Raw genomic sequence first — 13,457 nt, forward strand, 5'->3', positions numbered from 1 at the left:
AAAACTAAAAACGGACTACCCCATTTAATCAACATAAGCTCTATTATTAAACCACTTTCTTTAGGCAACTTCCTTTTAGGCTGCTTTGATGGCAACCGGCGTACCATTAAATGCCGCATTACCTGTCAGCATATCAACTCGATTGGCATCTGTTAAATCATTAATGCTCACCCCTGGCTGAGTTGCTGCAACCGACATGTTAGTACCTTTTTGATTGTGTCCCCAGCCTTGAGGCATACTGACCACACCTTGTTGGATATCATCAGTGATTGCGACTTCAATGACGATATCACCTACCGCTGAACTGACATTAACTAGCTGCCCTTGTTTGATCCCAAGCGCTTGTGCATCTTGTGAATGCACTTCTAAGGTACATAAATTTTTTCCTTTAATGAGTCGTTGTGAATTTTGTGTCCAGGTATTGTGACTTTTAACTAATCGTCGACCAATTAACTCAAACGGATAAGCTTGATCACGCGCGGGTTGTGCCATAACGGCATCCTAACGAGGTAAATCATCTCGATAGATTTGCGGAAATAAATTGACCTTGCCGTCTGCGGTTTTTATCCGCTCAGCAAGACACGGCATTAACGGGCCAATATCAATACCATGGGGATTATCAATCAGCTTTTGTAAGCTCATACCCTCTTCGCCATAGGGCCCTTTTTTCAGTTCCATATCTAACAGCATTTCTGGAGTGATTTTTTGCATCGGGTCGTCAGTCGCAATATTGAGCATCCGGGCAGAAATCTGTTTAAGTATTTGCCAGTCGCTGCGTTGATCCGGTTGTTGATCAAATAATGGCGGTGAGTATTTAACTGTGTTTCTAACCGAAAATGAATTAAAGAAAATATCGAAATGAGAATTTTCAACGCCCGTAGTCCCCGGTAAAATAATGTTGGCGTATTGGGTGGTTTCATTTAAATAAATGTCAACCGAGACCATGTAATCTAAGCCTGCAAAAGCTTGGGCTAATTTATGCCCACTAGGGGCTGAAAGTACCGGATTGCCAGCAACCGTGATCACGCTTCTTATTTGCCCTTCTCCAGGCGTCTGTATTTCTTCCGCCAAGGTCGCAACCGGAAATTCACCATTGAAAAATGGCAGCTTACGTACTCGCGTTTGATGTTGGCCAAATGAACTTTTATGACCGGGTTGATGATTGCGCAGTAAATCAAAAGCAGGCTGTGGAAACATAGCGCCACCGGCACGGTCAAAGTTGCCGGTAATAATATTGAGTACATTGGTTAGCCATAGACATAAGCCACCAAATGTTTGCGTCGACGCCCCCATGCGGCTATAACAAACAGCAGAATCTGCTGCGAGCATGTCTGCGGCTAAGGTGCGAATACTCGTCGCATTAATGCCGACAAATTCAGCCACAAGCTCGGGCGAATAGTGTTTTGCTAGGCTTTCAACATCATCTAGCCCATCAACTTGGGTTTCTAAATGACGTAAATTAACCATATTTGAATCAAAAACGCAGTGGATCAACGCCAGCAGTAATAACGCATCTTTTTCTGGGCGAATAAACAGATGTTGATCAGCAATTTTGGCTGTGCGGGTTCTGCGGGGGTCAACAACGACAATTTTTCCACCACGTTTTTGGATGGCTTTCATCCGACCTATAACGTTAGGTGCCGTCATCATGCTACCGTTTGATACCACAGGATTACCACCAATGATCAGCATAAAATCAGTTCTATCAATGTCGGGCACCGGAATTAACATGCCCGCGCCAAACATAAAGTTTGCAGCAACATGATGAGGTAATTGATCGGCAGAGGCAGAGCTGAAACGGTTTATGGTGCCAAGTGACTTCATAAATGGTTTAAGGAACAGCGCATTACCAAGACTATGGGCATTGGGATTACCCAAATAAACCGCCAACGCATTGTTGCCATGCTGCTGTTGAATGCCTTTAAACTTTTCAGTTATTTCGCTAAAGGCCTCATCCCAGCTAATATCTTCCCAACCTGTTGCGGTTCGCCTAATAGGCGTTTTTAAGCGATCTTTGTCAGTATAAAAATCTTCTAAGGCTAAGGATTTTGGGCAGTTATAACCTTGACTAAAGGGGTCTAGTTGATCGCCTTTAATTGATAAGATTTGGTTATCTTGATAGGTAATTTCCAAGCCACACATGGCTTCACAAATATTGCAATTTCGATAATGGGTGTTAATTTCGCTCATATTTATCGCCTGACTTGGAATAGTAAACCTGTCATAAACACAACCCAATTAACAACATTGATTAATTGGGTTGTGGCCGTTATAAATTATTGATAAACAATATTGTTATAAAAATTATAATTTAACGATTAACTTGCCTTTATTATCACCGGTAAAAAACAAGTTTAAGCCGGTGATTGCCGACTCAAGACCATTTAACACATGGGCGCGATGTTTAATTTGTCCTTTCATGACGTAAGGTGTCAGTTTTTCTAATAGCGCTGGCACGTCACCAAAATGATCAGGCATAGTGAAGCCTTGTATAATGAGGCGTTTTTTAATCACTTGGATCCAGCTTGGTGCTAGATCTGGCACGGCTTTCGGGTAATCGGCAATCATGCCACACACCACAATGCGGCCATGGGCATTCATTTTGGCAAACACATGGTGCTGGATCGGGCCGCCGGTATTTTCAAAATACACATCAACGCCATCGGGGGTTAATTCGGCCAATTTTGCGGCTAAATCATCGGTCTTGTAATTAATCGCACCATCAAAACCTAATTCGTTAACAATCCAATCGGCTTTTTCATCACTACCGACAACACCGATAACCCTGAGGCCATCCGCTTTAGCCAACTGTCCCACAATAGAACCAACCGATCCTGCTGCGCCAGAAACTACGATGGTTTCGCCTTTTTGTGGTTTACCTACGTTAAAGAGTCCTTGCGTCGCCGTTAACCCCGGCAAAGCAAAAACCGATAAAATAGCTTCATCTGGTAATGGCGCGGTCACTTTATTTAACCCCGCGCCGTTAGTTAAAAAATATTGTTGCCAACCCATCATGCCCATCACTCGGTCGCCGACCTTAAAGCCAGGATGGTTACTCTCTACAATTTCACCAATGCCAGAACTGCGCATCACCTCACCTAACGCAACTGGCGGAATGTAACTTTCGGTATCAGCGCTCATCCAACCAAACATCGCAGGATCAAGTGACATGCAGTTTTGTTTGACCAAAAATTGTCCGTCAGCCACTTTAGGCATTGGCTTTTCAACCACTTCAAATAATTCAGGGCCGATGGGGCCACCTTGAGGACGGGCGATTAAGTTAATGGCTTTATATGTGCTCATATTTTTGCTCTCTTTGTTGGTATATTAATGCTGCATGTGACTGCGCGATACTTTGGTTTATTGAGGCCGTGGTTAATGGATATTGTCATCCTGGTGAGATTCTTGTGTCATTTTGCTGTTATTACCTAATGAGCTGCTTAATACTTTTTATGCTGCTGATATTTTGGGTTTGATAAAAGTGTTTAAAGTGCTGTGCAAGCTTTTCACTTTCAACGAAAACCTGTTGCCAATACTGGATGCGCTGAGCGGGTTTCATGTCGATAAAATCACTACGGTCAGGAATTTTTTTATAGGGCAAGGATTCAACAAATTCAGCAGAAGGACAAAGCAATACGGTTTTATCGTAGTGTTCTAGCCTGACGTTGCGGGACAGCTTTTTATCGAACCAGCCCGCTTTTAATGTCGAGCTAAAATGAGGGTAAAGGATTAAGCCTTGATTTTGAATATTGAAATCAAAATGATAATCGATAATGCCGCCATCTCGATACATGCCGGGTGGACAATCAACAATATCTTTTATGCCTTGCATCACCATAGGAATAGAACCTGACGCCAGTAGCGCAGCTTTGATATTGTGTTGACTAAAAGCCACCGCGGTAGTTGGGATGTTATCCGGATCGTGGAGAACTAAATCGCTTTGATTATGCTGAAATATATATCGTTCATATTGACTATTTAGTAACGAGCGACTCAAGGTATTTCTAATTACGCTGTTAACCAACCCAGCCCCTAGTGTGAACGTGTTTTCTGATGCTACGAAACCATTGCATTTAGCCACAATAAAATGGGCTTTAAAGACGTTATTATTAATAATTTCAGCTGCGCCGTTGTCACCAAAGAGCGCATCAAGCAATTCAATGGCTTTAGCGGTAATTTCTGCCGCTTTGGGTTTAGTATTATCCGAGTACACGGTTTCACTGTAGTGTTTAGCTAAACGCTCTATTGCCGCTACGGGGTCTTTTTGCGCAAAGCACGCGGCGCGAAACGCACCAGCACTTGAGCCAATGAGATTTAACGGCTGCTGTCTGCCTTTGAAAAACTCCCCAAAGATATATTTATCTAATCCCAGTAAGGTAAACCATTTGGGCCCACCGCTTGCACCAAGGAAAGCGCTAAATAACTCAGGGGAAAATCCATCTTGCTGGATCTTTTTTAAGGCCGTTTCACCAGCATATATTTCTAACATATGACTCTTATTGTTAAACTGTCGGCAATAAATGCCGACAGTTAAGTTTCGAGACTAAAGCTTCGGGACTTAAAGCTTCGAGACTAAAGTTTCGAGACTAAAACTTCAATACTAAACTTCGACACTAAAGCATCTAGGTTAATGATTAGACAGTTGTTATTAAAACATTAGTCTCTAAAAAGTAGCATCGATGAAGCTTACGCCTTATTACGAAGATCTTTGCGTAACACTTTACCCACATTACTTTTGGGCAATTCATTCATAAATTCAACTACTTTAGGTCGCTTATAATTGGTGAGCATTTTATTACAATGATCGAGTATATCTTGCTCGGTAAGCGTTGGGTCTTTTCGAACAATGTACACTTTGACTCGCTCACCAGTGATATCGCACGACACCCCCACAGCGGCAGCTTCAAGAACCCCTTCATGCATCACCAGTACTTCTTCGATTTCGTTTGGAAATACATTAAAACCTGAAACATTGATCATATCTTTCTTTCGATCAACAATTTTGAAAAAACCATTTTCATCCATGGTGGCGATATCACCTGTCGCTAACCAACCATCGATTAAGACTTCATCGGTCGCTTTTTGGCGATTGTAATAGCCTTTCATCACTTGTGGACCTTTAACCCACATTTCGCCCGGCTCACCTAATGCCACGTCTTCACCATCAGCCCCGACTAATCGAATATCCGTTGATGATGCAGGCAAACCAATAGAGCCATTGAAACTTTTTTGGTTATAAGGACTTAATGTCACTAAGGGCGCACATTCGGTTAATCCATATCCTTCTAAAAGTCGACTGTTAGTGACTTTTTCCCAAAGCTCTGCAACCGGACGTTGCACAGCCATTCCACCACCAAGCCCCATTTTTAAGGCACTAAAATCAAGTTTGTCGAATCCAGGGGTATTTAGTAGCCCATTAAATAAGGTATTTACCCCAGTAATAACGGTAAAGCGATATTTAGCCAGCTCTTTAACAAAACCTGCCATGTCTCTTGGATTGGTGATTAATAGATTAGTGCCGCCAAATGGTAAAAAGGCCAAACAATTAGAGGTTAACGCATAGATATGATAAAGCGGCAAAGCAGTTATCATAATTTCTTTGTTTATTTCGAAGACATTTTTTGTAACCGCATTGGACTGTTCTATGTTGGCCACCATGTTGCGATGAGTCAGCATGGCGCCTTTTGATGGGCCTGTGGTACCACCGGTATATTGTAAAAAGGCCAAATCAGCACCCACAACCTCAACTGGCGTCAAATTAAGTTTACTGCCTTTGGCCATTGCGTCATTAAATTTAATGGCATTGGGCAAATCAAACGCTGGAACTAGTTTTTTTACATGCTTAATTGCGCCGTTGACGAGTGCGCCTTTAATCATACCTAACCTGTCACCTACGCCTGTGAGGATCACATGCTTTACATCGGTTTTATTAATAACAGACTGTAATACATGAGCAAAGTTTTCAAGAATAAGGATCCCTTTAGTGCCAGAGTCTTTTAATTGATGTTCTAACTCGCGGGCGGTATACAGTGGATTAACGTTAACCACCGTCAGACCCGCAATCAGTGCGCCAAATAGTGCAATGGGATATTGCAGTGTATTGGGGATCATGATGGCAAATTTATCACCCTTAACTAAGCCTAAATCTTGCTGTAAGTAAGCAGCAAAATCCGTCGCTTGTTGTTCAAGTTGCTGATAAGTAATGCTGACATCCATATTAATGAACGCAGTATTATTTGCATACAACTTGGTATAAATTAAGAATAAATCTGCCAAAGAATTATATTTATCAGGATCTATTTCAAACTCAACCCCTGGCGGATAACTCTTTTCAAGCCAAATCTTTTCCATAATATTTTTCCCCAAATGTTACGTTATTAGTGGCTAGCAAATACTCTAGCAGCTATGTTTATTATTATTTTGTATGATGCAAAAATTAACTTAACCAGACATTAACGTTTCATTAACTTTTTATCAACCTAACATTGAGCCAGACTTATAACACTTCAAATAAGCCCGCGGCTCCCTGACCACCGCCAATACACATACTGATCACCACGTATTTAACCCCACGACGTTTACCTTCAATTAGCGCATGCATTACCATGCGAGTGCCGCTCATGCCATAAGGATGGCCAATGGAGATTGCGCCGCCATCAACATTTAAACGATCGGCTGGAATACCGAGCTTTTCAGCACAATAAATCACTTGAACAGCAAACGCTTCATTGATTTCCCATAAACCAATATCGTCAATTGTGAGACCATGGCGCTCAAGTAATTTTGGAATCGCATAAATTGGGCCTATGCCCATTTCATCAGGTTCACAGCCCACAACTACCATGCCCCGATACGCCCCTAAAGGACTCAACCCACGTTGCTCTGCTAATTCACGCTCCATGACTACCACAGCCGCAGCACCATCAGAGAGTTGCGACGCATTACCGCCGGTAATCGAGCCGGATTCTTTGACCGCTTTTAAGCTTGCCAAACCTTGTAGATCGGTAGACGGGCGATTACCTTCATCCTTGGTTAAGGTGACTTGTTGCTTACTCATTTCACCGCTGGCTTTGTCCATTACCAGCTTAGTGCAAGTAACAGGCACAATTTCATCATCAAATCGGCCTTCAGTTTGCGCCGCTGCGGTGCGTAGTTGAGATGTTAAAGCGTAGGCATCTTGTGCTTCACGAGAAATACCATATCGTTCAGCAACCACTTCGGCAGTATCAAGCATCGGCATATAAATGGCTGGTTGGTAAGCTTTTATGCTGGGATCAACCGCACGATGCATATTCATTTTATCGTTTTGTACTAAGCTGATTGAGTCACAACCCCCGGCGACAACAATTTGGGCACCATCAACAACGATATGGTTGGCAGCGATAGCAATAGACATTAATCCTGAAGAACATTGACGATCGACAGTCATGCCCGGCACAGATACCGGTAATTGTGCCGCCATGGCCACTTGACGACCAAAGTTCATTCCTTGGTTGCCTTGAGTTAACGCAGCACCAAAAATACAATCTTCAATGTCATGAGGGTCAATACCCGCTCTCTCTATTGCGGCGTTTACCGCAACGGCCGCTAACGTCGGGGCGGATAAATCGTTAAATGCACCGCGATAGGCTTTACCTATAGGTGTTCGGGCGGCTGATACAATGACGGCTTCTCTCATGATAATTCCTGTCTTTTTATAGTTGTTGTTTATCGTTCGATCGGACTTGGTGCTGTTATTAGCCATGATTATTCAAGTCATGACTCGCGTAATGATTGCCGCACTAGGCTATTACTGTTGAGACTGCTGTTGAGACTTCATAAACGCCATTGCCTTCATCACAAACTTCTCACCTTGCTTGGCACCCGACAGTAACGATTGTTGATTCTCTTGAGCCGTGAGTAACGCCCAGTTTTGACGCACGGTTTCTGGGTTTTGCGATGTTTTAGGAATAAAACAGCCTTCTGTTTCAAAGATACAGGCACTCGAATAGCCACCGGCTCCGGCACATAAAATAAACCGATTTGGCGCGTCTTCATCGCACAAGGTCAGCATGCCTGCCGTTACCGCTTCGGGGGAAAACGCCTTAACTATTTCTTCTGGCATTAAATCTTCAGTCATCCGTGTACCAGCCGTTGGCGCAAGCGCATTGATGTTGATATTATTTTTTGCACCTTCAAGCACTAAGGTATTCATTAGCCCAATGACGGCCATTTTAGCGGCTCCGTAATTTGCCTGACCAAAGTTACCGTACATGCCACTCGATGACGTTGTCATGACGATACGGCCGTAGTTTTGTTGTTTCATGATTTCCCACACCGCTTTGGTGCAGTTAACAGAACCCATAACATGCACGTCCATGACCAATTTAAAGTCATCTAAAGTCATTTTTGAAAATGACTTATCCCGCAAAATACCTGCGTTGTTAATCAGAATGTCGACTCGACCCCATTTATCCATGGTTTGTTGCACCATGTCTTGTACTTCGTCAAAATTGGCTACGTTAGCACCATGGCTAATCGCTTCGCCGCCCATCTCTTCAATTAACTGCACCACTTCTTGTGACGCCGCTGAAGATGCGCCGCTGCCATCACGAGCACCGCCTAAGTCGTTAACCACTACTTTGGCACCGCGTCTGGCCAATTCCAATGCATGTGAGCGGCCTAAACCGTTACCGGCACCCGTTACAATAGCCACTTTTCCTGCAAAACTAATTGTCATGTTTTTACCTTAACTGTTTATTATTATTGTTTATTTTATGCGTCAGACTTTTACTTAACCATCATTTTAGAAGCATCACTTCTAAAGCATCACTATTTAACCATTTGCACCGATATCCACTCGGCAACCAATGCCGGTGTATCGCAGCCTTCTATTTCAATGGTCACTTCGGTCGATAGTCTAAATTGCCCTGGTTTTTTTTCTGCTATTGAAAGGGTTTTAGCATGCGCTCTAATGCGGCTATTGACGGTAACAGGTTGCAAAAATCGTACTTTATCGAAACCGGCATTTAGCCCCATATAGAAGCCATCGATAATGACGCTAAAATTTTCAGCAAAATGCGACAGCATAGATAACGATAAAAAACCGTGGGCGATGGTTGAACCAAAAGGGGTTGCTTTGGCTTTCTCAACATCTACGTGAATAAATTGATGATCCAGAGTGCAGTCAGCAAATTGATTAATTTGCTCTTGGGTAATTTGGTGCCAACCTGTTGGCTCAGCTTGATAGCCAATATAGTTGGCAATGTCATTTCGATTAATTACTGTCGGCATTATTCCCTTTCCTTTTGTACTTTCGCGGTACAATCCATGAATAAAATTTAAGCGATATCTCATGCTAGTTGGGGTAGGTAAATTAAACAAATGAATAGTTTTAATACCAAGCTATTCACAGGATGAATAGCTTGGTGATGTAGAGGATGCAAACGTGACAAAATAAAATGAGCAAGTCACAAACAAAAAAACATTACCCATGGCGCGGTAATGTTTTTTGTAAACTCGATTTTATAAAACGCCACTGCGCATTAATGGCATAAATCTGCAGTCGTATCGCATTAATTAGACATCAAATTAAAACCTAAATTAAAACCAGTCAGGCTGCATATCAAAGCTGGTGCTGTCAGTATTGATCAGTAAATTTGACCATACGCTAATTTCAGGCAATTCAAATCGATAAAAATACTGACAAGCCTGCAATTTGCCTTGATAAAAATGCATATCGGCTTGGTGCGGTTGTTCGGCTATCGCTTTAGTCGCAACAATACTTTGCTTAAGCCATAACCAAGCAATAATCACGTGACCAAATAACTCTAAGTATTTGACTGAATTTGCTAAGGCTAAATCAATATTTTTAGTCGACATCGCGCTTAACACCGCTTGCGTTGTCACACTTAACGTATCAAGCGCTTGGCTTAATTGTGAAGAAAACTCGTTTAAGCTTGGGTATTGTTTTGCGTATTCAATCGTTTTAACCATTTCAGCTAACGTAGCCTTATAGCCTTGCATGTTATTCATCGGCACTTTACGAGTGATCAAATCTAATGATTGGATCCCGGTAGTGCCTTCATGAATAGGGTTTAAGCGATTATCACGATAGAACATTTCAACCGGATGCTCGTTTATATAACCATGGCCGCCCATGACTTGAATCGCAAGGGAGTTCGCTTTGGGGCCATATTCTGATGGCCATGTTTTAATGATGGGCGTTAAAAAGTCCAACAATGTATGTGCATATTGGCGTTGCTCGGCTGTGGCTGAGGTATGTGAATCATCACTTAATTGAGTACCGTACAGCACTAGAGCCATTGCCCCTTCTGCATAGGATTTTTGGGCTAATAGCATACGTTTTACATCCGCATGTTCAATGATATTCACCATAGGAGATTGTGGATCTTTACACGATGGTAATCGACCTTGAGGACGGTTTTTAGCGTAGTCCACTGAATATTGATATCCGGCAACCGCGAGCACTGCGCCACTGGTGCCGACCATAATGCGGGCTTCGTTCATCATGTGGAACATGTATTTTAAACCACAGTGTTCTTCACCGACTAAATAGCCAATTGATCCCTTTTTCTCACCAAAACTCAGTGCTGTAGATGTTTGTGCTCGGCCACCCATTTTATGAAACAAGCCTGCCAGCGCCACTTCATTGTCATCGCCCAGCGACCCATCATCATTAAGCAAAAACTTAGGCACAACAAATAACGAAATCCCTTTAACACCTTTGGGAGCACCCTGAATTCTGGCAAGGACTAAATGGACAATGTTCTCGCTTAAATCATGATCGCCGCCTGAAATATAGATTTTACTGCCGCTAATGCGATAGGTGCCATCCTCAGCTTTTACCGCTTTTGTGGTTAAATCGCCTAAAGCGGAACCGCTGCCAGGTTCAGTCATGGCCATGGTGCCCATAAACCGACCTTCTCGCATCGGTTTCACCCAGGTTTCAATCAGCTCAGCACTGCCGTGGGCTTGGAGTAAATTGGCATTAGCCGTGGTCAACATGTTATAGCCCATGCCTGCGCCACCGGCGACGCTAAGATACGAACCCGCGGCACTGGCAATAATAGGTGGCAGTTGCATGCCTCCTAAATTATAATCTGCAGTTGCAGCACCAATCCCAGACTCGTTTACCGCGTCGATGGCTGTTTTAAGCTCAGGGATGATATGCACTTTTTTACCATCAAAAGTGGGTTGTTCAATATCCAATTTGCGACGGATCGGAAGAAAATATTTTTCTGCAATCGTTTTGGCGGTATTAACCACTTCATTAAAGGTTTGGCGGTCATGATCTTGATAACGCTCTCTGCTGGTTAATGCTTCACTATCAAACAGTTCGTAAAGCATAAATTCAAGATCACGTTGATTCATTAACGTTGCAGGCATAATATTCTCTTCTTATCTTGTTTTATAACTAACCAAGTAACTGAGTAACTAACTAAGTTACTCAGTAGCGAAGCAAATCACTGAGCAGGTTACTTTGATGGCAGTATGATGCCCGCAGGCAAGGTTAAAACGCTGACACGCCACCATCTACCGCAATACATTGGCCCGTCATATAGGTATTTGCAGGTGACAACATCATCAGCATCACAGCAACGATTTCTTTAGGTTCACCTAGGCGGTTCATTGGAGCTCCACGGGCCATTTTCTTTTGTTTTTCTTCGTCAGCAAAATTGGTGACCATAGGGGTAAGAGTAAAAAATGGGCAAATTGCATTAATACGAATATTGTCGCGACCGTACTCCACTGCGCCGGTTTTGGTTAAGCCAATCACAGCGTGTTTAGCCATAGAATAAGCGCTGCCTCGAGCTGCGCCACCTAGACCCGCCATCGAACTAACATTGAGAATGGCTCCCTGGCCTTGTTTGAGCATTTGCTGTATTTGATGACGCATGCCAAATTGGACACCTTTCACATTGACAGCAAACTGGCTGTCCATAATAGATTCATCAATCTCATGAAACGGCTTAAACTCATGGGCAATACCGGCATTGTTAACCCCAATATCAACTCGACCAAAATGTTTAATCGCAGTCTCAACCATGGCTTTGCATGACGCATCTTTAGACACATCACATTTCATCGCGATCACGTCGGCACCACTAGAGGCAATATCGTCCGCTACCTTGTTTACACCCGCTTCGTTAATGTCGCTAATCACTAATTTAGCGCCACGTTTGGCTAACTCTTCAGCCAGTAACTTACCAAAACCTTGAGCCGCGCCAGTAATAACGGCAACCTTACCGGTAAAGTCTAATAATGGATCCATGCGAGTAACTCCTGTAATTGATGGTCTTTTCTATGTTGAGTTTTGTTTTGTTAGTTTATTGATTAACTCTCTTTATCTCTTTATCTCTTTAGCAATGACCTCTAAGGCCATTTTTGCCAGTGGTTCGACAAACGAGCCCACTTTATTGGCATGTTCATTAGACGCGTTGCCTTCGGTGGCACGTTTAGCGACTCCTTGGGCGATGGCCGCTAAACGGAAGAAACTAAAAGCCAAATAAAACACCCAGTTTTCAATGTGCCCTATTCCCATTCGTTGGCAATACAGAGCGACATATTCCGCTTCTGTTGGGATGCCTAAGCTGGCGCGGTCAATATCTTGTAAACCGTCAATACTGCCCATACCTGCTGGCATGCGCAGTTGCATACATTGATACGCTAAATCAGCAAATGGATGACCTAGTGTCGATAGTTCCCAGTCAAGTAAGGCGATAATATCGGGGCTATCTTTAGCAAACATCATATTGTCTAAGCGAAAATCGCCATGGACTAAACAAACACGGCCATCATCTTCCGGTACATGTTGTTCAAGCCATTGGCTCAGTTCATCCATCGCGGCAATTTTTTTCAGTTCTGTGGCGCGATATTGTGATGTCCAGCGCGTGAGTTGACGCTCAAAGTAGTTACCTGCTTTGCCGTAATCTGATAATCCAACCGCATCTACATCAACACTGTGCAAAGCAACCAGTACTTTATTCATTGCGTCATACATGGCTGAGCGTTGCTCATTGGTGTCAATCTCAGCTAATGATGCGCTCCAATAAACTGTGCCATCACAAAATTGCATCAGATAAAACATTGAACCGATAATGCTGCTGTCTTCACACAGGTGAAATACTTTTGCAACCGGCACGTCGCTGTCTTTTAAGGCATTTAATACACGATATTCACGATCTACAGCATGAGCTGACTTTAATAATTTCCCCGACGGTTGGCGGCGAAGCACATACACACCCGATGCTGAGGTGACTTTAAACGTTGGGTTTGATTGACCACCGGCAAATTTCTCAAGGGTGATTGGCCCTCTAAAGCCATCAACATGGGCTTCTAGATAAGCAGTAAGCTGTTCATTATTAACGGGAGATTCTTGTGCCATTTAGCAATACTCTTTTTTGTGTAATTTAAGTGGCCAGTATGAGCTATCAACATTATAAACAGCAGGTTGA

Annotated in this window: 11 protein-coding genes; all 11 read right to left on the reverse strand. The window is 43.0% G+C overall.

The window, feature by feature from the left end; translation table 11 throughout:
* Positions 1 to 75: 75 nt before the first annotated feature.
* The gene (locus AAEZ00_RS01200; protein WP_351088084.1) at positions 76 to 492 is read right to left on the reverse strand and encodes a molybdopterin dinucleotide binding domain-containing protein; all 417 of its coding nucleotides are present in this window, start codon (positions 490 to 492) and stop codon (positions 76 to 78) included.
* 9 nt (positions 493 to 501) lie between these two features.
* Positions 502 to 2,190: a molybdopterin-dependent oxidoreductase gene (locus tag AAEZ00_RS01205; protein WP_351088086.1), complete on the reverse strand. Its 1,689-nt coding sequence runs from the start codon at positions 2,188 to 2,190 to the stop codon at positions 502 to 504.
* A 114-nt stretch (positions 2,191 to 2,304) separates the two neighbouring features.
* Positions 2,305 to 3,303 carry an NADP-dependent oxidoreductase gene (locus AAEZ00_RS01210; protein WP_124013142.1) on the reverse strand — a complete coding sequence of 333 codons (999 nt, stop codon included), beginning with the start codon at positions 3,301 to 3,303 and terminating at the stop codon, positions 2,305 to 2,307.
* A gap of 121 nt (positions 3,304 to 3,424) precedes the next feature.
* A complete protein-coding gene (locus AAEZ00_RS01215) occupies positions 3,425 to 4,489 on the reverse strand; it encodes a patatin-like phospholipase family protein (RefSeq protein ID WP_335686564.1) in 1,065 nt (354 codons plus the stop codon).
* Positions 4,490 to 4,686: 197 nt separating this feature from the next.
* Entirely contained in the window at positions 4,687 to 6,351 is a 1,665-nt protein-coding gene (locus tag AAEZ00_RS01220) for an AMP-binding protein (protein ID WP_101031345.1), read from the reverse strand.
* A 145-nt stretch (positions 6,352 to 6,496) separates the two neighbouring features.
* Positions 6,497 to 7,678 (reverse strand): acetyl-CoA C-acyltransferase, encoded by a 1,182-nt coding sequence (locus tag AAEZ00_RS01225; RefSeq protein WP_124013139.1) that lies wholly within the window; start codon positions 7,676 to 7,678, stop codon positions 6,497 to 6,499.
* Between the two features lie 111 nt (positions 7,679 to 7,789).
* A complete protein-coding gene (locus AAEZ00_RS01230) occupies positions 7,790 to 8,719 on the reverse strand; it encodes an SDR family NAD(P)-dependent oxidoreductase (RefSeq protein ID WP_124013138.1) in 930 nt (309 codons plus the stop codon).
* 92 nt (positions 8,720 to 8,811) lie between these two features.
* Positions 8,812 to 9,273, reverse strand: a complete 462-nt coding sequence (locus AAEZ00_RS01235) for a MaoC family dehydratase (protein ID WP_101031340.1) — start codon at positions 9,271 to 9,273, stop codon at positions 8,812 to 8,814.
* A gap of 309 nt (positions 9,274 to 9,582) precedes the next feature.
* Entirely contained in the window at positions 9,583 to 11,388 is a 1,806-nt protein-coding gene (locus tag AAEZ00_RS01240; RefSeq protein ID WP_351088089.1) for an acyl-CoA dehydrogenase, read from the reverse strand.
* A gap of 124 nt (positions 11,389 to 11,512) precedes the next feature.
* The gene (locus AAEZ00_RS01245) at positions 11,513 to 12,274 is read right to left on the reverse strand and encodes an SDR family NAD(P)-dependent oxidoreductase (RefSeq protein ID WP_101031336.1); all 762 of its coding nucleotides are present in this window, start codon (positions 12,272 to 12,274) and stop codon (positions 11,513 to 11,515) included.
* A 72-nt stretch (positions 12,275 to 12,346) separates the two neighbouring features.
* On the reverse strand, positions 12,347 to 13,387 hold the full coding sequence (locus AAEZ00_RS01250; RefSeq protein ID WP_351088091.1) for a phosphotransferase family protein: 1,041 nt from the start codon (positions 13,385 to 13,387) through the stop codon (positions 12,347 to 12,349).
* Positions 13,388 to 13,457 lie beyond the last annotated feature (70 nt).

The sequence above is a fragment of the Shewanella sp. S1-49-MNA-CIBAN-0167 genome (assembly GCF_040310145.1).
GTDB lineage: Bacteria > Pseudomonadota > Gammaproteobacteria > Enterobacterales > Shewanellaceae > Shewanella > Shewanella psychromarinicola.